Below are 24676 nucleotides of genomic sequence, written 5' to 3'. Positions count from 1 at the left end.
ACCGATCCTACCTTACAGGGTTTGCTACCTAATATTTTCAAAGATCATTTCCCGCTCCTTTCCCTTCAATTCCTTCTTTTGCGGGCTGCAAAGATAAAGCTAATTTATTCCGCTGACAACATTTTTTTAAAGTTTTTTTAAAACTTTTTTTTAATCGCCTCAGCCCCTCCTAATTCATCTAAACTCCAAGCTCTATCTCCTTCAAATATCTGCGCCTTTTCTATCAAAGCGGGTGCAAAAGTAGAAGATATATTTTTACATTCAAAACCTTTTTGCAAATAAATTTGATTTATTTTTGGGTCATTTTAACAAAAACCTGATTATCAGCCACAAAAAAAGGAAGCCAAAACTTCCTTTTTTTTAAAAACAAATATAGCTTCTAAAATTTATAACTAAAACCAAGGCTGAATGTTCGACCAGGATTAAAAAGATCGTATGTTTCCTTAATTTCGGGGTAAGATTTGTAATAACTGTATTTTGTATCGTCAAGCAAATTCGATACTTTAAACTCAAGTGTTGCTTTTTGCTCTTCTCCAAATTTTTTATTGAAACTAAAATTTAGACTGTGAAACGAATCAGTATATATATCGGGGAACAAACCGGTACCTACCACGAGTAAAGTGGGTCCTTTAACATTATAGAATAATCCTGTATTCAACCCGTATTTCATATTATTGTAAGTAATACCACCATTAACTACGTAAGGCGCCTGCCCTGCCATTTCTCTTGTTTTATCAATATTCTCACCGGTTTTTTCGTATTCTTTTCGTCCTTGATATTCTATATCTGTCATATCAATTTCCGACCAAACAAAAGTTACGTTACCGCTAATCGAAAAAGCCTCTAATGAAGGCGATAAGAAACCCATGTTTTTATTGGCTTCCAATTCAAACCCGTAAAGTGTTCCGTCCCCCACATTTCTGGCCTGATATTCAGTACTGGTTTGCTGTGCGCGAATACGAACCAGCTCAATTGGTTTTTTAAAGTTTTTATAAAAAACACTGGCTGAAATATTTTGACCTCCTTCAAAAAAGTGCTCCCATCGAATATCGAAGTTGTCAATACGGGTTTCGACTAATTTTCCATCCCAGTCGGGATATTCAAAAAGACTTCCGTTATAAATACGGTCACTGATGGGATCGAGGATTTGAGCAAAAGAGAGCTCTTTAAAAGATGGACGTGCAATAGTTTTGGAATAAGAAGCTCTCAGATTTTGTTCTTCTTTTATTGACCATATTAGGTTCAGAGCAGGGAACAGGTCGATTGATTCCAATACTACATCATTATCAAGATTTTTTCCATTTGCAATATCTCCATTTGCATAACTTATATCACGACCAGTGTGCCGCTGTACATAATATTCCATTCTTAATCCGATGGTTGTTTTTAAATTGGGTAATGGCGAAAGCTCATTGGAGAGGTATACCCCAGTATTTTGTACATTAGAATTGTATTCATTGGAATTCGGATCATTAAAATCGGTTTGGTATGCAATTGAATAAGGCATATTGGGATAAAAATTTTCCGGTTGTAATATCAATGAAGGATCTGCTTTGGTAAAAGAGCGCTCAGGCCCATAAAATTTTACGGTATAGGAGAGCATTTCATAATCGCGGTTATTATAGGTATGACTAAAGCCAAATTTTAATTTAGCTTCCTGACCTTGAAACTCGTAGGACCTGGATACATCTATTTTTCCGGTGGCGTTTAATTCATTTAACTCTCTCCACCGTCTTGAGGGAAAACCTCCGGAGCCGGCATTAAATTCAGGGTCTTTGTTTTCGTTCAGTTCAAAAGTTGTTTTTCGGATATCAGGGTCATATAGAGTAGAAAAAGTCGGTGATATTCTCCAATCGATATCCCAACCTGTTTGGTTGATTACATGTTTACCATTTAGCAATAAATTTGTAAGTGATCGCTGATGGTATTCAAGGACATGAGATAACCCAATGTAACCGGACTGACCGGTTGCAGCTCCATTGTCATCAACATCAAAAATACCGGAACGGGTTTGGCCGTTTTGCAAACGCATAACGGTTAAGCGGTATTTATTAAATTTATTTTTATAGGCTAAGCCGCCAAGCAGGCCAACTAAAACATTTTGCTCTCCCAGTGCTCCGTTTTGAACAGTTGCATAACGCATTCCATTAACATTCGGGTCATCTATGTTTTGATATTCGCCATAAGAGACTTCGTCGAAGTATTTGTAATCTGTTTTATATGACATGGAAAAAATATATCCCAACTTTGGCGATTGCGATGCGCTATTTTCGCTTTTATTCAAATCTATTTGATCTCCCAAAGACATGCTGAAACTGTAATCGATGAAACTATTTTCACGCTTTGCACCCAATTGGGAGTCGAAACTATTAATAAAACTGGTAACCTCTTCCTGCGGATGACCGCTAAATGGTGATGGGATATTTGATTGACGCGCTTCCGAAGGCAAAGCCCTGGTACCATCATCAAACCCTAAAAAATCCGTAGACCCGCCATCGTATGTGAGATAATCCGCATTAAAATGCATATCCGGATTGTAGGAGGTCCCCACAGAAACATTAAATATTTTACGTTCAGGGAAGTCTTTGATCTCGATGTTCATAAGGCCCCCTGTAAAGTCGGCTGGTAAGTCCGCAGTAAAGTTTTTACTGATCACCATGTTGTCAATAAGGTTCGTTGGAATAATGTCTAACTGAAGTGTATTTTTGTCAGGATCCAGGCCGGGTATATCAACATTATTCAGGGTGGTTTTTGAATACCTATCACCCAAACCCCTAACATACATATACTTACCATCCACCACAGTAACTCCTGTAACACGCTGGGCGGCTTCCACAGCCGTGCCATCGCCTATCAAATCTATTTTGGCTGCAGAAATTCCATCTAACATGCCAGTGGAGCGCTTTTTCAAAATTTGAAGTGCTGCTTCATTGTTTCTTACGAGCTTGGCAGTAACTACAACGCCTTCGAGCTCAATACTAGCTTCTTTGAGGCTTAAATTATTTAAAACTGTAACCTCGCCAGATTTTACAGTTACCTCATCAATAGTGAGGGTTTGGTAGGATATATAAGAAAGTTGTATATCATGTGTTCCGGGATCAACTTTTAATGTAAATTTCCCATCCAGATCGGTTATGGTTCCGGTATGTGTGCCTTTTAAGACTACGGTTACTCCTACCAGAGTCTCCCCTGTATGATCGTCAAAAACTGTCCCTCTAATGGTTCCTTTTTGGGCATAAGATAAAGTAGAGAGCAGGAGCATAAAAACAATTACTATGCGTTTCATTACAATTGTTCGGTTTGTTTTAAATAAAAAAATGATGTAAACAGACTCGCAAACCACAAGTTTGCAAGTCTGTTTTTTGGTTTCAGGATATTTTTAAAAACAACCCTGATAATTATCTATAATGATGGGATTACACCTTCAGCAGCTGCCCATGTCCAGCTTCCAAAAGTGGCAAGATTAATTGAACCAGCATTAGCGGGAGCACTGCCTGCGCTCACACCATTAGGCACATTACCATCCACAACATAATTTGCCAGACTGTCAGCAGGCACATCCAAAACAACATTTTGGAATACTACATTACCCACATCGTGGTTAACACGGTTTATAATTTGACCTTCATTGATTCCTGTAATAAATATATTATCAAAATTCACACCGGTATTGTCATCGGTATTAATTAGGTCTGATGACTGAATAGCATCACTGTTGGCTACAAGGTAACCATTTTTAATAGTATAAGGATCGAATCCACCGGTTTCACCTTCTGCTCCTTCTGGGCCATCCAACTCAAAGAGGTGACCACCTGAAGTAATAACTACAAAATTATCAAGTGTTCCGGTCCACATTTGGTCAGCATCAATAGCATCATCGTAACAGTTCCACACTAAGGCGTTTGATACGTTAACGGTACCACCAAACCATTCAATACCATCGTCCTCGTTAGATACGACCTCAATATTTTCAATAACTGTTCCGGTTCCCACACCACCAAGTGAAAGTCCGTTGATTTCATTACCTTCACCAATGTTGGCTCCGCCATGACGGATTGAAATGTACTTAAGCACACCTGAATTATCGGCAGGATCATCTCCTCCGTATAGTCCGTTTGTATCGGAAGTTGGTATACCTTCAATCTGAACTACTTCAGCCGACGCAGAAATTGGTGCTCTTCCCAAAACAATTACACCACCCCAGAGACCACTCATTGTGGGCAATACATTTGGACTGCCAAAGTTTCCGGCAGCAACATCTTCCGGTGAAATCTCATCAGCTACAGATGTAAAAATAATGGGTGCATCGGAAGTTCCTTCAGCCATAAGTTTGCCCCCTCTTGCAATTAGAAGTGCGGTAGCACTGGGTCCTGTTCCGAGTTCACCTTTAATAATGGTACCGGCCTCAATGGTTAAAGTAGCTCCGTCTTCTACAGTAATTCTGCCACCAAGCTGATACACATTGTCACTTGACCATGTTTCATCACTGGTAATATTCTCTGTAATTACTGTATTATCATTATTACCACTTTTGTCATTATCATCATCGTCATCATCGCATGATGTAACGACAAATCCAAAAGCAATCAAAATAAGTCCGAGAATGAATAATTTGTTTTTCATTGTAAATAGATTTTTGGGTTTAATATCTTTGACAAAAGAAGAACATTGTTTTGTCTAAAACTTTAAGCGGGTATTAATTAAACATTAATAAGTACCAAGGGATGTTTTTAATCCTTAATATTCAATTAACATGTAAGTGGCTAAAGCAAAAAAAAATGGACCACTTAACAAGTAGCCCATTTTTTTTTAACGTTTAGTCAATCAATCTAAATGTTTCTCGGTATATATCACGAAGTCGCGTTGTGCTTTGAGCAGATTAATCATAAATAAAAGCAGGTTCTTAGATTCCTGTAGTAAACCAAGGTAGAGCATACTATTGCGTGTGTTTACAGATCCTTTCTTAATACGTTTAATTTGCTGGCGTCTGATTTCCTGTATATAACTTATCAAATCTTCCATTTCTGCTACAATCTCACCAAGTTCATTATATTTTGCTTCTTTCACAAGGTGGATGGTTTTGTTGAATATTTCAGAAATTTTTTCAGAGAGTTCAGTTAGTTCCTTTTGTTGGTCCTTTTTCAGTGATTTGTGTTTATTGGCCACGTGATCATGGGCTGGCTCCACAATATAACTTAATGCATGAGCCATTTCTCGCATATAATCCAATACCTGCACATAATAATGGCCTGTTTCCGGGGTCAGTTTGTTCAGTTTTTCGAGGAACTTATACAAATTATCCTTAAGGTCTTTGATATGATTTGTATAATCATGTATTTCGTTGCGAATGGTTTTTAGCTTTCTTCTATCTTCGCTAATTAACCCGTTAATGGACACAAAATATATCTTAGATGCTTTTATTAAGGAAGTTTTCACAGCATTATTACTACGGTCGAGATACTTGCCTGTTTCATCGATAAACTCCTGCTCATTTTCGCTGGCCATTTCTTTTTTGCGAGCCTCAGAACTCTTGTGTGCTGCATGGGTTTTAATAATAAAAATTGTGGCTATACCTACCATAATAACAATTCCTACAATATTTGTAAAATTAAGAAACAATGCTACGATAAATGCAGCAGAAAATGCTACTATGGCGGTCATAAACCAGCCGGTAATAACTGTAAATACTCCTGTAATTCGGTATACTGCACTATCCCTTCCCCAGGCGCGGTCGGCCAGTGATGCACCCATGGCGACCATGAACGTAACATAAGTAGTTGAGAGCGGTAGTTTCAAGGAAGTAGCAATTGCAATTAAAATACTGGCTACCGATAGGTTCACGGCCGCTCTAATCATATCAAAAGCCGGATTTCCCGGGTCTTCTGGCTTTTCAGGTCTCTGAAACCGGGATTCAATACCTTTACGAACACCTTGTGGTAATACTTTCGCCAATCCTTCATTAAAATTTACTGATACCCGCACCATAAAACGGCTAAATGTTGAAGCGTCAAAACGTTCGGCACCTTCATCCTGCCGACTTAAATCAACCGAGGTAGCCACAACTGATTTGGCTTTTGAGGAAGTCCATAAGGTGGCTATCATAACGGCACCGGCCCCCAATAAAATAAGTGTTCCGCTCTGTACCGGTTGGGCCAATATATCCATCATATACTCAGATGGTTCCATTCCCGAGGCAGCATAAGCCTTATAAGATGCCAAACCAGCCAAAGGTACTCCAATAAAGTTTACAAGGTCGTTACCGGCAAAAGCCATAGCCAAAGCAAATGTTCCCAAAATAACGACTACTCTTGGGGCATTGGTTTTAAAAAGCACATATAATATTTGCAGAATAAGCGTCCATCCAATAAAAGAAAGACTGATAATAGTGAAAGTATGTGTTTTGACATATTCTAATACATGTTCAGGAACATAAGTAGTCCCCTTAAGTCCCTTTATCACAATAAAATAAAAAATAGCACTAATGGCAATACCTCCAAAGGCTGAGCCTGCCCATTTCAGGTTACGCCGGTACCTGAATGAAAACAGAAGCCGTGAAATGTATTGGATTATTGAGCCAATTAGAAAAGCAAGGACCACCGAGAGCAGTATACCTCCTATAATGGCAAGGGCACTACCGCTATTTATATATGTGCCAAGATCGGCCATTGTTTCATTTGCATCCATAGCTATTTTTACCACCGATACGGCAACAGAAGCACCTAACAGTTCAAAAACAATGGAAACTGTTGTTGAGGTAGGCAAACCTATTGTATTGAACAAATCTAACAGGATGACATCAGTAATCATTACAGCAAGGAATATGGTCATAATCTCAGCAAAGTTGAACATCTGAGGATTAAATATTCCCTTCCGGGCTACTTCCATCATACCACTGGAGAAGGTAGCACCTACAAGAACACCGAGTGAGGCTACTATCATAATGATATGACCCGGGGCAGCCTTGGCCCCTATGGCTGAGTTGAGAAAATTTACAGCATCGTTGCTTACGCCAACAATCAGGTCAGAAATTGCCAGTGCAAAGAGCACTATGACAAAAATGAGGTAAATGTAATCCATATTCCCTTAATTACTCGTTTCAAAAATGTCTGCTAAAAAATCAATTTTTTCTCAATTCTGTATTAAATTAATGTTAAGTCATTGCATTTGATAGAAATTTGGTCACAATTTAATCAATCAATGGTTATTTTTACAATTTATTTATGAACATAGTAACCAAACACTGCAATAAACTAAAAAAGACCAAATGAATAGTGTATCATCAAAGCAACTAACGCTCCTTATTTCTCTTGTCATTACTCTTGTTAGTTTTTTATACTGGCTTATCGACTTCTTTTTCATTACCTCGTGGTGGATCGGCATTTTATGGATTTCTACCGTATTTATTGTCAGTTATTTTACCATTCGTTACATTTTAGATCATTTTATTTACGATAAAATCAAACCTATCTATAAGTCTATACACGACATTAATATTAAAAACAAGCTGGCCAGAAACCAAACAGAATCTACCGATATTATTACCAAAGTAAAAAACGAAGTTACATTGTACAGTGAGCACAAGGCCCATGAAATAGAGCAACTTAAAAAGATGGAGCGGTACCGGAAAGAATTTCTTGGAAATGTTTCTCATGAGCTCAAAACACCCATTTTCAACATACAAGGTTATGTTTTAACCCTTTTGGATGGAGGCATAGATGATGCGAAGATTAATAAATTGTATCTGGAAAGAACCGAAAAAAGTATTAACAGAATGATCTCAATTGTTGAAGATCTTGAGACAATTACACGGCTCGAAGCCGGTGAGCTGGAGTTGAAATTCACGAACTTTGATATTATTGCGCTTGTCTCCGATGTATTTGAAATGCACCATATGCGGGCAGAAGAAAAACAGATTACATTAAGATTTGGGCCGGGCGCCGAAAAACCCATCAAAGTAAATGCCGATAAAAAACGAATATTTGAGGTAATATCCAATCTGGTAATTAACGCACTAAAATATGGCAGCCCAAAAGGAAACATCAGGGCAGCTTTTTACGACATGGATGCCTATATTTTAGTTGAAATTAAGGATGATGGCATTGGTATAGCACCGGAGAGCCTTCCAAGAATCTTCGAACGATTTTACCGCGTAGATAAAAGCCGTTCGAGAGAAGAAGGTGGCACCGGCCTTGGTTTGTCTATAGTAAAACACATAATAGATGCACACAACCAAACAATAAATGTAAAATCGGACATAAACAAAGGCACAACCTTCTCATTTACGCTTAATAAATCGTCAAAAAAATAATCAAATGTCAGAAACAAAAAACAAAAAAATTCTGCTTGTTGATGATGAATCCGATATACGCGAATTCATCAGCTACAACCTTTCCAAAGAAGGTTACGATGTAAGCACGGCTACAAATGGCAAAGAAGCGATACAAAAAGCCGTTGAAATAAAACCGCACCTCATCATTCTTGATGTAATGATGCCCGAAATGGATGGCATTGAAACCTGTGCCCAGCTCAGAGAAATACAAGAGCTAAATAGTACAATAATTGCTTTTTTAACTGCCCGGGGAGAGGATTATTCTCAAATAGCAGGCTTTGAAGCAGGGGGCGATGACTACATCACCAAACCAATAAAACCTAAGGTGCTTATCAGCCGTGTTAAGGCATTACTAAAACGGTACAAAGGAATACAAGAAACTGAAAAAAAAGGCTCTGATCATACGATTGAAATTGCAGGGTTAATCATTGACAAAGAAAAATATATCGTGCTTAAGGGTAAAGAAGAACTCGTGCTTCCGCGTAAAGAATTTGAGTTATTGGCTTTACTGGCATCAAAAAAGAATAAAGTTTTTACCCGTGATGAAATATATACTTCGGTATGGGGCGATAACATAATTGTTGGCGACCGAACCATTGATGTACATATTCGCAAGCTACGGGAAAAAATTGGTGACGACCTCATTAAAACCATTAAAGGGGTTGGTTACAAATTTGTTGATTAACGAAACCTGAAAAGTTTCTTCTAGCACGAACATACAGATGTAAATCTCAGTAGGTATTATTATTTTCCGCAATTTCCACTAAATTTGTTGCTTAACAGGATAATAAACCTACTTCAATGAAAAAAAGAATAGAAAAAGACCTGCTGGGAAAAAAAAAGATTGATGGTGATGCCTTATACGGTATCCATTCGCTGCGAGCCCAAGAAAATTTCCCGGGAAATTCAATTTTCAATGTTGAATGGTATAAAGCCATGGGAATAGTTAAGCTGGCTGCATACCAGACTTACCAAAAGTTTGCTAACGCACTGCGACAAAAATACAAAAAACAATTACCCATAGAACTAATTGACGAAAACACATTAATTAACCTCCAAAAAGCAGCCGCGGAAGTTGCAGATGGAGAATACTTCGAGCACTTTCTTATACCTGCTGTCCAGGGAGGCGCAGGCACAAGCATCAATATGAACATTAATGAAATTATTGCGAATGTTGCTTTGCTAAAAACCGGATTAAAACCGGGAGATTATGACACAATAGACCCTGTAGAGCATGCCAACATCTATCAATCGACAAACGATACTGTGCCCACAGCATTAAAGGTGGCCACAATGAAGCTACTGGAAAAGCTTGAAGATGAAATCAACGGAACACGCAATAAAATTGAGGCGGTTGAAGCAGAGTCGCGTGATGCAATGCGTGCAGGATATACCCAATTGCAGCAAGCTGTGCCAACTTCTTACGGAAAAATGTTCAGTGCATACGGCGATGCCCTTTCAAGAGATTGGTGGCGCGTATCAAAATGTTTCGAGCGCATTAAAGTAGTTAACCTGGGTGGCAGCGCCATAGGAACGGGCATTACGGTACCCACGTATTTCATAATGGAGGTTGTGCCTACCTTGCAAAAACTCACCAACCTGCCGGTAACCCGCAGCGAGAACCTAACAGATACCACCAGCAACCTGGATGTATACACAGAAATACATGCAACACTTAAAGCGCATGCCGTAAATATGGAGAAAATGGCCGCCGACTTGCGCTTACTCGCTTCAGATATTTCCACTCATAAAGAAATTGAACTTCCTCAAAGACAGGCAGGCAGCTCCATCATGCCCGGAAAAGTAAACCCGGTAATAGCCGAATTCGTGATTAGCTCAGCCCATAAAATTTACGCCAACGATATGCTCATCAGCTCATTGTGTGGACAGGGGCAATTGGAACTCAATGCTTACATCCCTCAAATTGGAGATGCTCTATTAAATAGCCTCGATTTATTAATTTCTGCAAACCAATCGCTACGAGATTATATGATTTCCGGTTTAAAAATCAACACAAAGCTTGCAACGGATAACCTATACCATAATCCGGCAATAACAACAGCTCTGGTGCCTTACATTGGGTATCACCATGCAGCTTTAATGGCCAAGGCAATGAAGAATAAGAAAAAATCAATCTTTTTTATAAACAAAAAAGAAGAATCAATACCCCAGGACAAATTATTTGAAATTACCTCACCGCACAACCTACTCAAATTGGGGTTTAAACCGAGTGATTTACTTGACAAGTAAACAATACAATATTGTTTACAGACTATTACAAAAGCGCACGACCATGCAAAAAGGAAAAGCATCAACACCACATATTGGGATTTACGGAAGAAGAAACAACGGAAAAAGCTCGCTCATTAATGAACTGGCCGGACAAGATATTGCCATTGTCTCCGACCATCCCGGAACAACCACCGATCCCGTTAAAAAATCATTTGAAATTACCAGCTTTGGCCCGGTTATATTAATCGACACAGCCGGCATTGATGATACCGGCGAATTGGGACAAAAACGCATAGCCAAATCCAAAGCATCCATAAAAACCATCGACCTTGGCATACTGGTCATCATTCAAAACCAGTTTGGCGATTATGAAAGAGCGGTTATTGAGACATTCAATAAAACGGCCACTCCATTCTTCATCATACACAATAAATCCGACATTGAAGAACTCTCTCAGGCACTGTCCTTAGAGCTACAAGAACGGTATCAGTGCAAAATATTGTCGCACAGCACACACAAAGGTGGTAATGCAGAGGCCATCATCGAAACCATTAAAAGAACCATACCCGAATCAGCCTTTAGCTCACCCTCCCTGGTAGGAGACCTGATTTCATATGGCGATATTGTACTTCTCATCACACCCATAGATATTGAAGCTCCTGAAGGCCGCATGATTCTGCCGCAGGTTCAGGCCATCCGCGATATACTGGACAATGATGCCGTTTGTATAGTACTCAAAGAACGAGAAGTAGATGCCTTTTTGAAAAAAACACAAATCAAACCAGCCTTAGCCATTACCGACAGTCAGATTTTCACAAAAGCCGACGCCTCCATACCGAGAAATATTCCACTGACAAGTTTTAGTATTATTTTGGCGCGATATAAAGGCGATTTTGAAAGCTATATGCGCGGAACACCAAAAATAGGTAATCTGAAAAACCATGACAGGATACTGCTGTTGGAGTCGTGTACGCACCATGTTTCATGCGATGATATTGGCCGCGTAAAAATCCCACGCTGGATAACTGCTTTTACCGGTAAAGAACATCAATATGAAGTAGTTGCAGGATTAAATGAGCTCCCCAGGCCCATTACTGATTATGCACTTGTAATACAATGCGGAGGGTGCATGATTACCAGAAAACAACTCATCAATCGCATACAACCGGCCATAGACGCAGGCATACCGGTTACCAACTATGGAATGGCTATCGCCTACGTACAGGGAATCTACAAGAGGGCTGTCGCGCCATTTACAAAGCAACTCGATTCATCTGATGATTATTTGTAGTACCACATATTACAACTCTTTCAGCAAAGCAGACTAAAAAAAATTGGCTTAATTGTGATTTTTTCGCCTTTCGTGTTACGTATTGGATAAAAACAAATGAGTCAATAATTACAATCTTGATAAAATGGCTGATAAGAAAAAAGAAAAGTTTATTGATGTTTTTGAGGAAAATATTGGAATCATACTGAAAATAGCCAAAGCCTACACAGACATAACTCAGGATACGGAGGATCTAGTAAATGACATAGCACTTGAGCTGTGGAAATCATTCGGCCGCTTTAGAAATGAATCTAAAATTTCCACATGGATTTATCGTGTAGCGCTCAATACAGCAATGAACTACAACAGAAAAAGAGAAAGAGACAGCTTATTTGTTCTGCAAAATAAAACGAAAAATATACGGCAAAATTATCTTATACAGCAAGCGGACTCAAGCAATGATTATGTTTTGCTATACCAACACATTAACAAGTTAAATGAGATAAACAAAGCTATTATCCTGTTATACCTTGAAGAAAAATCGCATCGGGAAATTGCCGAAATTACCGGCATATCTGAAACCAATGTAGGCACCAGAATTAACCGTATAAAAACCCAGATTAAAAAATCTATAACCCAACAAAATTATTAATTATGGAACTTAGTGAGCTCAAAAGCATGTGGCAAAGCCAAGACAGGAAACTATCAGAGCATATTCAACTCAACAGAGCCATACTCAGGCAAATGCTTATCAGGAATCCCCAAAAGCGAATGAACCGGGAAAAAATCACTGCACTGCTAAATATTTTATTACCGTTAATTGTAGTTTCATTTATCCTCATCCCCAATATTGAACCACGCAATACTTTCAATTTTTATGTGGGCATAACTGCCTTTGGCGTACCTTTTTTGCTCACGTATGCCTGGGCCGTAAAATACTTTCTGATTATCAACAAAATTGATTTCACAAACCCCATCACCACAATAAAAAAACACATAAAACAACTGGAAAAACAGAAAACAAAAATCACAAAAATCGGCTTTTTACTTATGCCATTAGCTATTACAGGAATTTTCATAATGGGTGAAATAGAATTCTTTACACTACACTCACTCCTACCCGTTGGCCTGATTATAGTTATTATGATTATTTCAGCCTTCTACTCGTTTAAAATTGCCCTCCATGAGCGTTTTAAAAAACTTAACAAAGAGATAGAAGAGATTGAGAACCTGGAAAAAAATTAAAGTTTGTGGAGCAAAAGTTATCAAATAACCATAATTATTGGCGTAAATTTGTGTTTGAACCGTTTATAAAGTAAACAGAAGCGGAATTACACGACAATTAATTCAAATTTAAAAGTGATTTAGTTAAACTGCACTGATGGAAGCCCACGAACTCAAGAAACAATCAATAAAAACAAGCAGAATAAAAGGTGTTTTACTGTTTGGTCTATTGTTTAGCACTGTAATTGGCCTGGCTCAAACTCAAGACAGCAACTTTGATAAATACAACCTTTACAAACAAAGACTCGAAAACGAGTTTATGATTAAGTCAGACCCCTTGGCCTTCCCACCTTATGGCAGTTATATTCCGGCACATAAGCGTAATCCACACAGCGGATTTAGAAATTCAGGAGAAATACACTGGTCAGATGCCGGTCATACCTTAGGATATTACCTCGCCACTGTAGCAACGGAATATGCCATTTTAAAAATACATAAAGCAGAAAACAATCAGCTGCAAAAATGCCTTGACGATATTGTTGGTGCCCTTAGGGCGATAGAAAGATTGGATTATATGGCCGAAATTCGCTATGGTAAAAGAAAAGCGCACCTATGGCAATTCAAAGATACCGTAATCTACCCCTACCCTTACCCATCCGGCAGCTTAAATGGCTTTTTTATCCGCGACGATGTCACACATACAGCAAAATTCACAGACAGTCTTGCCCATTATTGGACTGTCAAAGGACAAAACCTGTTCCGCAAAACACCAATCATTTCTTCAGATTATGGAAAACACGACGAAATGAGCCAGGACCAGGTATGGAATCTCATGCAGGGTTTAACGCTCACGGCAAAGCTCGTTAAAGACACATCCAAATTTATTGATGGCGAGGGTGCATTGGTTACACCAGCGCAGTGGTCCAAAAAAATAAGCTTGAGACTGACAAGTGCCATGCACACGCAATTTCAAATTAAAATCAGTGGTTTGAATATTCCTATTAGGCTTTGGAGCATTGTAAACCCAGCCACAAAAGAGATTGTAAGGCGAGGCGGAAAACCTGAAGACCTGATATTTAATGCCAGAATGTTTGCGCAAGCAGTTCATCAAACAACCGGAGTAGCACAGAATAAAATAAATTTTGGCTGGCAGCCCCACATTATGCTTAACCTGCCATTACCGGGGTACAAACATTTTAACGACCATGCTAAACTGGCACTCGCCACGATGGGTAAAACACAATATGCTTCGAGTTTCGACAGCCTGCTTTACTGGTGCTATAGGTGCGCTCAGGATTACAATAAGGGCATGCCGGAATCTTATCAATTATTTACTTTCGTGCATTTTCCGCTGATGTACCTGATTTTGCACGAACCCACAATAAATACAATTAACCGGTTCTATCAATATTATCTTTCATACATACAGTTGCGCCTCAACCAGGCACCAGAAACAGGACAGTGGCGTAGTGTTTACGATGTAAATAACGATGGAAAACGTAATAAACATGACCATCCGGAGCCATTTTGGTCTGCAGGGAAGCGGCTGGTAAAGCCCGTTGGCAAAGATTACGTACTCAATACCAACGACCCGGCTACCAGACCCTGGGAATACAACGGATTAGATTACATGCTTTTGTACAATTTATTTCAAATTGTAAGACATGAATATTTTAATAACGTTGATGTTCAAGCGGACTCAACCCCATACCATTTCACAGGCTGGCAGCAAGAGAATGGGAAACGCTGGAAAAAAGTTAAGAAGAAAGATATTATCATAGGAAATTCAGATGACCCTTTTGAATTTCAAACCTTTAACTCGCCGGGTATTAATCTAATTCAGAAAAAGAAGACAACAGCGAGCTACCCGAAAACTCAACAAAAAATAACTACAGGAAACAACTTCGAATTAAAAATTAACAGAAACAAATCTACCATAACGGTAAGGAAATTGACGAGTAAGGATACTTTTACTGTTACTGCTTTCAACATTAATCAGCAAATTTTATTTAAAGCAGACGGTACAAAAGAATTGATTATTGATTACAATGATTGGCCCGGACAGATGCCATATTTACTGAGAATAAAGCACGATTCAACTGTGTTGTACCAACGCATTTTTATAAAATAGACTAAACAACAGGAACACTCACCTCAAACACGGATCCTTTGCCCGGCTCTGAAGAAAATGAAACCTCACCATTTAGCTTTTCAGTGTATGCTTTTACTATAAAAAGACCAATACCATTTCCACCAAAACTTCTGTTATAGCCTGTTTCGGTTTGCCTGAAAGATTCAAAAATAATGTCTTTAACACCAGCTGAAATTCCTATACCGGTATCCATAACCTGAAATTTCACATTTCCATTTTCACGCTTACAGGTCAGTTCAACTTTTCCTTTTGAGGTAAACTTAATAGCATTATCGACAAGGTGTTTAACAATACGAAGTACTTTGTGCCGGTCGCTGCGAACAATTTCCTGACCTTTTTCAAAGTGAAGATTAAGATTAAAATCAAGTCCTTTTTTAGCAATGCGCATTTCATAGCTTTTAGCAACATCTTCAAGTAAATTTTTCAGGCAAAACTCCTCGATTACTATCTTTATGATATTGCTTTGTATATGCGATACCTCTACCGTATCGGTTACAACATCTAATAATTGCCTACTGCTATCCCTAATAATATCGCTATACTTTTTTCTTTGTGATTCAGTTAAACCCGGCTTGAGCAATAAATCCACAAACCCAATAATACCATTCATGGGTGTTCTGAATTCATGAGATATGTTATTTAAAAAAGCAATTTTCAATCGGTTACTTTCTTCGGCCTTCTCCTTGGATTGCAATAACTGATATTCCGCACGCTTCAAGTCAGTAACATCCATCACAGTAGAAACCATGGTGTTTTGCTCCGGAATTGGTATGTTTACAGCATTTACAATTCGGGTTTCTCCGTTTTTTTGTGTTATTGTTATGTTTTCCCAGTGCATTTTTTCCGGTTTCCCGGTGGCAATATCAGATAGTATCCTTTGCATAATCTTTTCGCGGTATTGCGGGTCAGGATATACTTTTTTAAAAAATGAGTCTATATTAATTAATTCTTCTCTGGGCCATCCATAAATCTCTACAAATTTCTCATTCATATAGGTAGCATCGCCTTCGTTGGTCCTATTTAGTGAAAGCCCAATTGGCAACCGATCTAAAACTTTATTTATAAATTTGTTTTTGCTTTCAAGTTCTAATAAATATGTTTTCTGTTCGGTTATATCTCTTGAAAAAACCAATGCAGCCAATTTACCTTCAAACTGAATCTGAACAAAAGATAATTCAACCTCAACCGCTGTTCCATCAAGCTTTAAATATTTAAGCCTGAGTAAAGATGGGGCCTCATTATTTCTAAAGCTTACCAGGGCTCGCTTTACATCCTCCACCTCCGATGGATGGACAAAATTAAAAACCGACTTTTGAACCACATCTCCCTCGCCGTCAGCACCCAACAGCTGCAATAATTTTTTGTTGGTATAAATTATTTTTTGATTGGTCTGTATGTGAACAGCATCAGGAGCATTATCAATTAATTGCTTAAACTGCCTTTCATTATCAATTGCTTTCTCTTTTGCGAGCTTTAAATCTTCATTCTGCGTTTTATATTCCTCAAATAAAGAATAGTATTCATCATTTCCTGCCTTAAGTTTTTTTTGGTAATTGAGCAACATTTTATTTCGGTCTGACAACTCTTTATTAGATTTTCTGATTTGTTTTAAATGGTATCGCACCAAAATAAACAGCAAAATACCGGTAATAAGCACATAAAACCATCCCTTGTAAGTTTGTATATTAGTAAGGAACAAGGGGTCATTAGTAAAATATGTAACCAATTGATCAGAAAATAAAATCCAAATGGTTCCTATTAAAACATAGAGGATTGTGATGCGATATTCAAATTTAAATTTCATTCAGTAGTCATGTTCAATACGTTCATTTATATAAACAACAATTAATTAGTGCATTTGATTTTTAAAAATAAAAAAACATCTGAAAGTATTTTAATCGTTGAAGATTTTTTTGAAATATTTAGTGAAATTGAAAATCATTTCGTTATTTTGCGAAACATAAAAATTAAAATTGCTGAAAATGGATACCAAGATTGAGCTTTCACAAGAAATAAAAGAGATGGCCAGGATTACCAAAGCCATGGGCCATCCGGTACGGTTGTATATTTTACAAAAGTTAACCCAAATGAATGCCTGTTGCTATAGCGGCGACCTCGTAGACGAACTTCCCATAGGACGCTCGACCTTGTCGCAACACCTGAAAGAGTTGAAATATGCCGGACTCATAAAGGGCGAGATAGAAAAACCTTACATAAAATATTGCCTCAACCACGAAAACTGGGAAAAAGCAAAAAAACTGTTTAATCAATTATTTAATGAGGAGCAGGAACTATGAAAATTTTAATTTTATGCACAGGCAATAGCTGCCGCAGCCAAATGGCGGAGGGTTATCTAAAATCATTTGACAACCGTCTGGATGTTTTTTCTGCCGGCACACAGCCCAGCGAACAGGTTCATCCAAAGGCTGTTCAGGTGATGAAAGAAGAAGGAATTGATTTGAGCCACAACAAACCAAAGGCTGTAACCGAATTTTTAAATGAGGAATTTGACTATGTCATCACCGTTTGCGATGGAGCTAAAGAAAGTTGCCCCATGTTTACCGGAAAGGTAAAAAACCGTTTGCACATTGGGTTTGAAGACCCGGCCGAAGTAACTGGAAGTGAAGAGTTTGTATTATCAGAGTTTCGCAGGATACGTGATGAGATTAAAAGGGATTTTAAAAGCTTTTATGAAAAAATTAAAAAGTCCATATAAATCCTAAAGCACCCGCAAACCACATATAACGCATACTATCTATGAGAAATAAAAATGTGAAAAAATCGACAAAAAAAGACATTGGTTTCTTTGAAAAGTACCTGACCATATGGGTAGCACTTGGCATTGTGGTTGGTGTTGCACTGGGGCATTTTGCCGGCAGCAGCATTGAGTTTGTCAGCGAACTTGAAATTGCCAAAGTGAATATTCCGGTTGCTATACTTATTTGGCTCATGATCTATCCCATGATGCTACAGGTTGATTTTTCGAGCATAAAGAAAATTGGAAAAAAACCACGCGGAGTGGTTTGGACTATCATTATTAACTGGCTGATAAAGCCTTTTACAATGGCATTTTTCGCCTGGATATTTTTCTCCAAATTATATGCCGCATGGATCGATCCGGCATTGGCAGACGAGTATATTGCAGGCGCCATCATTCTGGGAGCCGCACCCTGCACGGCCATGGTTTTCGTATGGTCTTACCTCTCAGACGGCGACCCGAACTACACACTGGTGCAGGTCTCCGTAAACGATTTGATTATTCTTGTAGCATTCGTGCCCATTGTAGGTTTATTGCTTGGCATTACCAATATAAGCATTCCATACAATACGCTTTTAACCAGCATTTTTGTATTTGTAGTGATTCCATTGGGGGCCGGGGTCATTACCCAACGAATACTTATGCGCAGGAAAGGTGAAAAATGGTTCATGCAAAAGTTTTTACCCAGGCTCAAACCCGTAAGCATCATTGCACTTTTAACCACGCTGGTGTTTTTGTTTGCCTTCCAGGGACAAAATATTGTCAACAATCCGTTGATTATTGTATTAGCAGCCGTACCGTTAATCATTCAAACCTACTTTATATTTTTCTTAGCCTGGTATGGCGGCAAAATGCTTAACCTTAGTTACCAGGTTTGTGCCCCATCGGCCATGATAGGAGCCAGCAACTTTTTCGAATTGGCCGTGGCCGTAGCCATAGCACTGTTCGGGTTACAATCGCCGGCAGCATTGGTAACCGTTGTAGGTGTTTTGGTCGAAGTACCCGTGATGCTCTCGCTGGTTGCTTTTGCCAACAAACGAAAGTTTTGATTTAAAGAGTAAAAAAGCATTTCGAAAATCATAAAAAAGAAAATAAAATATGGTATAAAGTTTGGTAAATAAAATTGTATTTCGCTATTTTGCGAAATACAAAAACAAAAAATTGAAATTTGCAAATAAATAAAAATGATGACTATGGACATTAAAATTCTCGGGCCGGGATGCCCGAAATGCAAAACACTTGAAAAACTTACCCAGCAAGCTATTACCAATGCAGGTATTGAGGCGAAAGTTTCAAAAGAGGAGGACATTATGAAAATAATGGAATATGGTGTAATGACCACGCCAGGACTCGTTATCAATGGAAAAGTAGTTTTTTCGGGTCGGGTTCCGAGCGAAAAAGAATTGAATGAAATTATTAATAATCACCAATAAAAGAATAAACCATGAAAGCAATTACATTTTTAACACTGGCGCTGATGACGCTCAATTTTGGAACCGCATGTTCGAGCAACGCAAGCAATGCATCTGAAACAAAAACAACAGCATCGAAGGCAGATAATGTAGAGGTATACTATTTTCATAACGCAAGAAGATGTGCTACCTGTAAAGCCGTTGAAGCTGAATCAAAAAATGCTGTCAAAGAACTTTATGGCAATAAAGTATCCTTTGCTACTTACAACCTTGAAGAAGCTGAAGGTGAACAAAAAGCAGAAAAACTAGGCGTTTCAGGACAAACCTTACTTATTGTAAGTGGTGATACACAAATCAATATCACCAACGAAGGGTTTATGTACGCCCGAAATAATCCTGAAAAGTTAAAACAGATTATTAAAGAAAAGGTAGACCCACTGATTAAGTGATGTGCTAATGATTTGATGTGCTGATGTGCTAATTATTTGAATGATATCTTGATTATTCGATTTAGTGGTGTTGTTTTAATAAATGATCAACAATCATCACATCAGCACATCAATAAATTAAAAAATTAGAATATGGAAGAGTTTCTGCAAAGTATAATGAGCGATAGCTCGTTGCCAATCGTTACAGCGTTTGTTCTCGGGTTAATGACCGCCATTAGTCCGTGTCCGCTTGCCACGAATATCACTGCCATCGGGTTTATCAGTAAAGATGTGGAAGATAAACGCCGCGTTTTTATTAGTGGACTCATTTACACTTTAGGAAGAGCAATTACCTACACGCTTATAGCTGTAATTATTTTCATTGGAGCCGATCAGTTCGAAATATCCGGCTGGTTTCAAAAGTATGGTGAAAAATTCCTTGGACCGCTCCTGATTATTATCGGGGTATTTATGCTCGACCTGATTAAAATTAAATTTCCGGGCGTGGGAAATTTAACCAAAAAATTCCAGGAAAAAAGCAAGCATACCTATTGGGACGTGTTAGTACTGGGCGTACTGTTTGCACTGGCTTTCTGCCCGTACAGCGGCGTGCTCTATTTTGGCATGTTGATTCCTATAACCGTTGGAAGTGCTTCCGGACTTTACCTGCCGATAGTTTTTGCCATAGCCACCGGTATTCCGGTCATTATTTTCGCATGGCTAATTGCCTACACCGTTTCAGGTGTCGGTAAACTATACAACAGCCTAAAAACTTTTGAAATCTGGTTCAGGAGAGTTATTTCAATACTCTTTATTGTAGTGGGTGTGTATTATGTGGTGATTATTTATTTTTAGTGAATTCAGGGATTGAGTTGATTGAGGAATTAAGAAATTGAGGGATTAAGTTAAATGAGTGGATTAAGGGTTTGAATAAATCAGGTAATTGGGGTAATGAAATACACCTAAGAAACCATGCAAAAACTCAGTGACACATTTTTTTGAACACTCCCGCTCCTAATTAACTTAATCAACCGAATCAAAACAAAACGAAAAAAATGGAAAGGAAAAAAGAATTAAAAATACTGGCCTGGATAATAGTCATTTTTGTTTTTGCCTATTTTTTACCGGTAGAAAGCAACCGTTTTCAAGAGGCTATTTTGGCTATGTTCGATTTGGCCAGGTGGTATGCACAGGAACACGTTATTTTGTGTCTGTTGCCGGCCTTTTTTATAGCCGGAGTAATAGCTGTATTTGTGAGTCAGGGCGCTGTAATGAAATATTTTGGTGCTAAGGCGAAAAAATGGGTAGCTTATACGGTAGCATCCGTTTCAGGAACCATTTTGGCTGTATGTAGCTGTACCATTTTACCCTTATTTTCAAGTATTCACAAGCGTGGCGCTGGTTTAGGGCCGGCCATTGCGTTTTTGTATTCTGGGCCGGCCATCAATATTCTGGCTATTATTTTAACGGCGCGCATTCTGGGATTTGAAATGGGTGTCGCCCGTATCATTGGAGCTGTGGTATTTGCTGTAGTGATAGGTTCTGTAATGTCTATCATCTACAGAAAAGAAGAAAAAGCCAAAAAAGAAGAACAACTGAAATTTCCTGAAACAGAAGAAAAACGCCCCATGTGGCAAACGGCGTTTCATTTCTTTACGCTTGTACTCATTTTGGTTTTTGCCAACTGGGGCAAACCCGCCGAAGGTGTAGACAGTGGCGCATGGTACTGGATTTGGTCGAATAAATGGTATATCACTTCTGCCTTTGGACTCTTATTAATTTATTCTTTGATTGCTATTCTTAAAATCAAATGGCAATATGTGGCACTCGCTGCTGTTGCTACAGCTGCATCGGCTTTCATAAGCAGTTCGCCGCTGGTACCAATGGTGGTTGCCATAGCAGGACTGAGTATTATCACATTAACCGATAAAAAAGACCCGGACAATAAAGAGTGGACAATATCCACATGGGATTTTACCAAGCAGATTATGCCTTTGCTGGCCATTGGCGTTTTAATTGCCGGTTTCTTACTGGGTTCAACGCACGATGATACAGCCATGGCTGGTGTAATTCCAAATGAATGGGTAGCCAACCTGGTTGGTGGAAATTCGGTATTTTCCAACTTTTTCGCTTCAATTGTGGGCGCGTTCATGTATTTCGCCACACTGACCGAAGTACCTATTTTACAAGGCCTTATCGGAGCCGGTATGGGAAAAGGACCCGCATTGGCGCTGTTGTTGGCCGGTCCCTCACTATCACTACCTAACATGCTTGTGATTCGCGGCGTAATTGGCACACAGAAAACATTGGTTTATGTGCTATTGGTTGTGATTATGGCCACCATTTCGGGTTTAATTTACGGCGGGCTGTTTTAAAATTGTAGAACCAATAAAAATTTAAAATTATGTTAGATATAAAAATTCTCGGATCAGGCTGCCCAAATTGCATAAAGCTTGAAAAGGCATGCCAGGAGGTGGTGGAAGAACAGAATCTTGAAGCCGACATCGAAAAAGTAACCGATATGAATAAATTCATGGATTATGGTGTAATGATGACCCCCGGATTGGTGGTCAACGGTAAAGTATTGTCGCAAGGCAAGATACCCGTAAAAAGCACCCTTGAAAACTGGTTGAAATCGGCTGCTGAGTAGACTTTCAAAACAAGGTTTATAGTAAATCCTGCAAACAAATAAAACTAAATTCTGCGCCTTTATCGGTTGTTTTTGAGCATCAGCAAGAGGCGCAGGATTTACTTTAAGGAATAAAATCCTGGAATACAAGGCACATTTACTCAAAACGATAAAAAAATGCATTTAGTGTTGAGATTCCCGTTCAAAGATTTTGAAGCCATTGCAGAAAATATAAAATATTTAAACAACAAGGCCATTCCCAATTCCCAGGGAAAAAATGCCCTGTCCATTTTAAAACGCAAAGAAGCAGAAGAGATTGAAAAAAACGACCCGTTTTCAACCAAATAAAAGTAAAAAGCCATGGAATTACTTGATTTCAATAAAATAGAGGGAAAACCTTACGAGGAGCGACATAAAAATGTACTTTACAAAACCGAAGATTTCAAAATAAGGGTGATTGATTTACCGGAAAACGGTGCCATGCCCGAATGTAATATGGAAACACACGTAGTGTTTGTAGTTATGAGCGGACAGGTAGATATCTCGGCAAACGGGAAAATGCAGAGCCTGAGCGAAAAGCAGAGCCTGGCATCCGAACCTGCTGTTTTTTCTATGAAATCGGAGAAAGGAGCAAAACTAATGGGAATTCAGATTAAAAAAACAGCAGAATAAACGCTTATGCTGACAATGATAATCATTAGCGCAGCCTTAACATTTATCTCTCTGATAGTTGATTCGAAAAAAACAATCAAAGGAGTAAAAAATGGGCTGATACAGTTTTTCAAAATACTGCCTACGATTTTAACGGTCATTATCATTATCAGCGTTGTGCTACATTTTGTTTCTAAAGAGTTGCTTATTGAATACCTGGGAGAGAATGCCGGATGGGAGGCTTATATTTCCGCAGCAATCCTCGGTTCGGTTTCCCTGTTGCCCGGCTTTATTGCATATCCATTGGCCGGCATTTTAGTAAAAACCGGCGTGAGTTATGCCGTTATAGCCGTTTTTATTACCACACTCATGATGGTGGGCGTTTTAACCATTCCCATTGAAGCTAAATATTTTGGAATGAAAGTAACGTTCATACGGAATGCACTTAGTTTTATAGGAGCTGTGATTGTTGGTGCGGCAATGGTTTTGGTTTATACTGTAATTTAAGAATATGAAGGAACTGTTTAAAAAATATAAATACGATTTCCCGCTGATTATTGCTTTTGCAATTTTTACCGGTGGTTCTTTTTATTTTAATTTTAACACCGGCATGGCAATTTTCAAAGATAATTTCTGGATGTTCTTTAAAGAAATGATTTTCGTGCTTCCGGCAATGTTCATCCTGATAGGTCTTTTTGATGTTTGGATACCCAAAGACCGGGTGCAAAAGCATATTGGCGAATCTTCCGGCATAAAAGGAATTGTGTTGGTCATGTTGCTTGCATTTATCCAGGCCGGTCCCTTGTATGCGGCATTTCCCGTGGCTTATCTTTTATGGAAAAAAGGAAGCTCCCCGGCCAATGTATTTATCTATTTGAGCGCGTTTACAATAGCCAAAATACCTATGCTCACTTTTGAAATTGGATTTCTCGGACTAAAATTTTCTCTGATGAGAATTTTGATAAGTATTCCCGTTTTTATCCTAATCGGAATAATAATGGGAAGATATTTTAAAAAGAATAATTGTAAGATTAAAGAGGTTTAAATTCCACTAGAATTGAAAAATTATGAGTACACAAGACTTAAACATGATGACAAACCCCTGTTCAGGATCCTCAAACACAAGCCACTACATCGCCAACAACTACCCGGAGAACAATATCCTGTTCAGCATGGAGTATGAATTTTAAATGTTTTTAGAATTTGGGGTTATTCTCAACGAGAAAATGTTCATTTCAAAATACTCTCTTTAATTTCTATTGAAAGTGCCCGGACTGCGAATTTAAAATATTTCAGTTGCTTTCCAGGCCGGAAGAACCTCAGTATCCTGAAAAATATCTTCTTGGTCAAGTGTGATAATATATCCCTTTTCAGCACCCGTATCATTTTGTGCATCTATTATTCCTTTCAATTCACGTTCCAGATTATCTGAAGTCAATTCCCAACAAACCTGAACTGCATATTTTATTTTAAATGGGGTATCTGATCATCTCCCGTAAAGTTTTATCTTTACGAAATGAAATATCCGGCAGATCAAATGGAATTTGAAGAAATGTTTAAATCGGAGCAAGCCTGTATTGATTACTTGGTA

General features: G+C 38.5%; 26 protein-coding genes. 20 read left to right on the top strand and 6 right to left on the bottom strand.

All coding sequences use genetic code 11. The features are described from left to right. Window positions 1-137: 137 nt before the first annotated feature. From ACTB0Y_RS16390 to ACTB0Y_RS16375, 4 genes are all read right to left on the bottom strand, one after another. Window positions 138-278, bottom strand: coding sequence for a hypothetical protein (locus ACTB0Y_RS16390; protein WP_463207918.1), 141 nt, complete (start codon window positions 276-278; stop codon window positions 138-140). Window positions 279-379: 101 nt separating this feature from the next. Continuing rightward, window positions 380-3286, bottom strand: coding sequence for a TonB-dependent receptor (locus ACTB0Y_RS16385; RefSeq protein WP_463207917.1), 2907 nt, complete (start codon window positions 3284-3286; stop codon window positions 380-382). Window positions 3287-3402: 116 nt separating this feature from the next. Continuing rightward, complete coding sequence (locus ACTB0Y_RS16380; protein WP_463207916.1) at window positions 3403-4623, bottom strand: hypothetical protein; 1221 nt, start codon at window positions 4621-4623, stop codon at window positions 3403-3405. A gap of 201 nt (window positions 4624-4824) precedes the next feature. Further along, a complete protein-coding gene (locus tag ACTB0Y_RS16375) occupies window positions 4825-7077 on the bottom strand; it encodes an inorganic phosphate transporter (RefSeq protein WP_463207915.1) in 2253 nt (750 codons plus the stop codon). Window positions 7078-7264: 187 nt separating this feature from the next. Here ACTB0Y_RS16375 and ACTB0Y_RS16370 point away from each other — a divergent pair, with 187 nt between their 5' ends. The 7 genes from ACTB0Y_RS16370 to ACTB0Y_RS16340 all read left to right on the top strand — a co-directional run bounded on the left by ACTB0Y_RS16370 (window position 7265) and on the right by ACTB0Y_RS16340 (window position 15186). Next, complete coding sequence (locus tag ACTB0Y_RS16370) at window positions 7265-8308, top strand: sensor histidine kinase (protein ID WP_463207914.1); 1044 nt, start codon at window positions 7265-7267, stop codon at window positions 8306-8308. Between the two features lie 4 nt (window positions 8309-8312). Beyond that, a complete protein-coding gene (locus ACTB0Y_RS16365; protein WP_463207913.1) occupies window positions 8313-9014 on the top strand; it encodes a response regulator transcription factor in 702 nt (233 codons plus the stop codon). Window positions 9015-9130: 116 nt separating this feature from the next. Continuing rightward, window positions 9131-10579: a lyase family protein gene (locus tag ACTB0Y_RS16360; protein ID WP_463207912.1), complete on the top strand. Its 1449-nt coding sequence runs from the start codon at window positions 9131-9133 to the stop codon at window positions 10577-10579. A 43-nt stretch (window positions 10580-10622) separates the two neighbouring features. Continuing rightward, the gene (gene hydF, locus ACTB0Y_RS16355; protein WP_463207911.1) at window positions 10623-11852 is read left to right on the top strand and encodes a [FeFe] hydrogenase H-cluster maturation GTPase HydF; all 1230 of its coding nucleotides are present in this window, start codon (window positions 10623-10625) and stop codon (window positions 11850-11852) included. 124 nt (window positions 11853-11976) lie between these two features. Beyond that, on the top strand, window positions 11977-12483 hold the full coding sequence (locus ACTB0Y_RS16350) for an RNA polymerase sigma factor (RefSeq protein WP_463207910.1): 507 nt from the start codon (window positions 11977-11979) through the stop codon (window positions 12481-12483). Between the two features lie 2 nt (window positions 12484-12485). Next, entirely contained in the window at window positions 12486-13076 is a 591-nt protein-coding gene (locus tag ACTB0Y_RS16345) for a hypothetical protein (RefSeq protein ID WP_463207909.1), read from the top strand. 136 nt (window positions 13077-13212) lie between these two features. Next, window positions 13213-15186, top strand: a complete 1974-nt coding sequence (locus tag ACTB0Y_RS16340; RefSeq protein ID WP_463207908.1) for a hypothetical protein — start codon at window positions 13213-13215, stop codon at window positions 15184-15186. A gap of 1 nt (window position 15187) precedes the next feature. On the opposite strand, the gene ACTB0Y_RS16335 is transcribed toward ACTB0Y_RS16340, so the two are convergent. Next, window positions 15188-17011 (bottom strand): sensor histidine kinase, encoded by a 1824-nt coding sequence (locus tag ACTB0Y_RS16335; RefSeq protein ID WP_463207907.1) that lies wholly within the window; start codon window positions 17009-17011, stop codon window positions 15188-15190. 178 nt (window positions 17012-17189) lie between these two features. On the opposite strand from ACTB0Y_RS16335, the gene ACTB0Y_RS16330 reads away from it, so the two are divergent. The 13 genes from ACTB0Y_RS16330 (at window position 17190) to ACTB0Y_RS16270 (ending at window position 24275) form a co-directional block, all read left to right on the top strand. Next, window positions 17190-17504 carry an ArsR/SmtB family transcription factor gene (locus tag ACTB0Y_RS16330; RefSeq protein ID WP_463207906.1) on the top strand — a complete coding sequence of 105 codons (315 nt, stop codon included), beginning with the start codon at window positions 17190-17192 and terminating at the stop codon, window positions 17502-17504. After that, entirely contained in the window at window positions 17501-17923 is a 423-nt protein-coding gene (locus tag ACTB0Y_RS16325) for an arsenate reductase ArsC (RefSeq protein WP_463207905.1), read from the top strand. Before ACTB0Y_RS16330 ends, ACTB0Y_RS16325 begins: the two co-directional genes overlap by 4 nt. A 41-nt stretch (window positions 17924-17964) precedes the next feature. After that, on the top strand, window positions 17965-19014 hold the full coding sequence (arsB, locus tag ACTB0Y_RS16320; protein ID WP_463207904.1) for an ACR3 family arsenite efflux transporter: 1050 nt from the start codon (window positions 17965-17967) through the stop codon (window positions 19012-19014). 144 nt (window positions 19015-19158) lie between these two features. Beyond that, a complete protein-coding gene (locus ACTB0Y_RS16315) occupies window positions 19159-19398 on the top strand; it encodes a thioredoxin family protein (RefSeq protein ID WP_463207903.1) in 240 nt (79 codons plus the stop codon). 11 nt (window positions 19399-19409) lie between these two features. Further along, window positions 19410-19826: a nitrophenyl compound nitroreductase subunit ArsF family protein gene (locus ACTB0Y_RS16310; protein ID WP_463207902.1), complete on the top strand. Its 417-nt coding sequence runs from the start codon at window positions 19410-19412 to the stop codon at window positions 19824-19826. Between the two features lie 132 nt (window positions 19827-19958). Continuing rightward, window positions 19959-20660, top strand: a complete 702-nt coding sequence (locus tag ACTB0Y_RS16305) for an aromatic aminobenezylarsenical efflux permease ArsG family transporter (protein WP_463207901.1) — start codon at window positions 19959-19961, stop codon at window positions 20658-20660. A gap of 200 nt (window positions 20661-20860) precedes the next feature. Next, a complete protein-coding gene (locus ACTB0Y_RS16300) occupies window positions 20861-22180 on the top strand; it encodes a permease (RefSeq protein ID WP_463207900.1) in 1320 nt (439 codons plus the stop codon). A 29-nt stretch (window positions 22181-22209) separates the two neighbouring features. Next, entirely contained in the window at window positions 22210-22455 is a 246-nt protein-coding gene (locus tag ACTB0Y_RS16295) for a thioredoxin family protein (protein WP_463207899.1), read from the top strand. Between the two features lie 156 nt (window positions 22456-22611). Beyond that, complete coding sequence (locus ACTB0Y_RS16290) at window positions 22612-22782, top strand: hypothetical protein (protein ID WP_463207898.1); 171 nt, start codon at window positions 22612-22614, stop codon at window positions 22780-22782. Window positions 22783-22794: 12 nt separating this feature from the next. Beyond that, window positions 22795-23106, top strand: a complete 312-nt coding sequence (locus ACTB0Y_RS16285) for a hypothetical protein (protein ID WP_463207897.1) — start codon at window positions 22795-22797, stop codon at window positions 23104-23106. Between the two features lie 6 nt (window positions 23107-23112). Further along, on the top strand, window positions 23113-23592 hold the full coding sequence (locus tag ACTB0Y_RS16280) for a permease (protein ID WP_463207896.1): 480 nt from the start codon (window positions 23113-23115) through the stop codon (window positions 23590-23592). Between the two features lie 4 nt (window positions 23593-23596). Then, window positions 23597-24130, top strand: a complete 534-nt coding sequence (locus ACTB0Y_RS16275; RefSeq protein WP_463207895.1) for a permease — start codon at window positions 23597-23599, stop codon at window positions 24128-24130. A 22-nt stretch (window positions 24131-24152) separates the two neighbouring features. Next, window positions 24153-24275 (top strand): hypothetical protein, encoded by a 123-nt coding sequence (locus ACTB0Y_RS16270; RefSeq protein ID WP_463207894.1) that lies wholly within the window; start codon window positions 24153-24155, stop codon window positions 24273-24275. A 92-nt stretch (window positions 24276-24367) separates the two neighbouring features. Here ACTB0Y_RS16270 and ACTB0Y_RS16265 read toward each other — a convergent pair whose 3' ends face one another. Beyond that, window positions 24368-24496: a hypothetical protein gene (locus tag ACTB0Y_RS16265; RefSeq protein WP_463207893.1), complete on the bottom strand. Its 129-nt coding sequence runs from the start codon at window positions 24494-24496 to the stop codon at window positions 24368-24370. Between the last annotated feature and the right edge of the window lie 180 nt (window positions 24497-24676).

The sequence above is a fragment of the Salinivirga sp. genome (assembly GCF_055145285.1).
This window is presented reverse-complemented; position numbering and strand designations above follow the sequence as displayed.

Coding starts and splice junctions, on each gene's coding strand:
- ACTB0Y_RS16385 (WP_463207917.1), bottom strand. CDS start 3,286: ATGAAACGCATAGTAATTGTTTTTATGCTCCTGCTCTCTACTTTATCT.
- ACTB0Y_RS16380 (WP_463207916.1), bottom strand. CDS start 4,623: ATGAAAAACAAATTATTCATTCTCGGACTTATTTTGATTGCTTTTGGA.
- ACTB0Y_RS16375 (WP_463207915.1), bottom strand. CDS start 7,077: ATGGATTACATTTACCTCATTTTTGTCATAGTGCTCTTTGCACTGGCA.
- ACTB0Y_RS16370 (WP_463207914.1), top strand. CDS start 7,265: ATGAATAGTGTATCATCAAAGCAACTAACGCTCCTTATTTCTCTTGTC.
- ACTB0Y_RS16365 (WP_463207913.1), top strand. CDS start 8,313: ATGTCAGAAACAAAAAACAAAAAAATTCTGCTTGTTGATGATGAATCC.
- ACTB0Y_RS16360 (WP_463207912.1), top strand. CDS start 9,131: ATGAAAAAAAGAATAGAAAAAGACCTGCTGGGAAAAAAAAAGATTGAT.
- hydF (WP_463207911.1), top strand. CDS start 10,623: ATGCAAAAAGGAAAAGCATCAACACCACATATTGGGATTTACGGAAGA.
- ACTB0Y_RS16350 (WP_463207910.1), top strand. CDS start 11,977: ATGGCTGATAAGAAAAAAGAAAAGTTTATTGATGTTTTTGAGGAAAAT.
- ACTB0Y_RS16345 (WP_463207909.1), top strand. CDS start 12,486: ATGGAACTTAGTGAGCTCAAAAGCATGTGGCAAAGCCAAGACAGGAAA.
- ACTB0Y_RS16340 (WP_463207908.1), top strand. CDS start 13,213: ATGGAAGCCCACGAACTCAAGAAACAATCAATAAAAACAAGCAGAATA.
- ACTB0Y_RS16335 (WP_463207907.1), bottom strand. CDS start 17,011: ATGAAATTTAAATTTGAATATCGCATCACAATCCTCTATGTTTTAATA.
- ACTB0Y_RS16330 (WP_463207906.1), top strand. CDS start 17,190: ATGGATACCAAGATTGAGCTTTCACAAGAAATAAAAGAGATGGCCAGG.
- ACTB0Y_RS16325 (WP_463207905.1), top strand. CDS start 17,501: ATGAAAATTTTAATTTTATGCACAGGCAATAGCTGCCGCAGCCAAATG.
- arsB (WP_463207904.1), top strand. CDS start 17,965: ATGAGAAATAAAAATGTGAAAAAATCGACAAAAAAAGACATTGGTTTC.
- ACTB0Y_RS16315 (WP_463207903.1), top strand. CDS start 19,159: ATGGACATTAAAATTCTCGGGCCGGGATGCCCGAAATGCAAAACACTT.
- ACTB0Y_RS16310 (WP_463207902.1), top strand. CDS start 19,410: ATGAAAGCAATTACATTTTTAACACTGGCGCTGATGACGCTCAATTTT.
- ACTB0Y_RS16305 (WP_463207901.1), top strand. CDS start 19,959: ATGGAAGAGTTTCTGCAAAGTATAATGAGCGATAGCTCGTTGCCAATC.
- ACTB0Y_RS16300 (WP_463207900.1), top strand. CDS start 20,861: ATGGAAAGGAAAAAAGAATTAAAAATACTGGCCTGGATAATAGTCATT.
- ACTB0Y_RS16295 (WP_463207899.1), top strand. CDS start 22,210: ATGTTAGATATAAAAATTCTCGGATCAGGCTGCCCAAATTGCATAAAG.
- ACTB0Y_RS16290 (WP_463207898.1), top strand. CDS start 22,612: ATGCATTTAGTGTTGAGATTCCCGTTCAAAGATTTTGAAGCCATTGCA.
- ACTB0Y_RS16285 (WP_463207897.1), top strand. CDS start 22,795: ATGGAATTACTTGATTTCAATAAAATAGAGGGAAAACCTTACGAGGAG.
- ACTB0Y_RS16280 (WP_463207896.1), top strand. CDS start 23,113: ATGCTGACAATGATAATCATTAGCGCAGCCTTAACATTTATCTCTCTG.
- ACTB0Y_RS16275 (WP_463207895.1), top strand. CDS start 23,597: ATGAAGGAACTGTTTAAAAAATATAAATACGATTTCCCGCTGATTATT.
- ACTB0Y_RS16270 (WP_463207894.1), top strand. CDS start 24,153: ATGAGTACACAAGACTTAAACATGATGACAAACCCCTGTTCAGGATCC.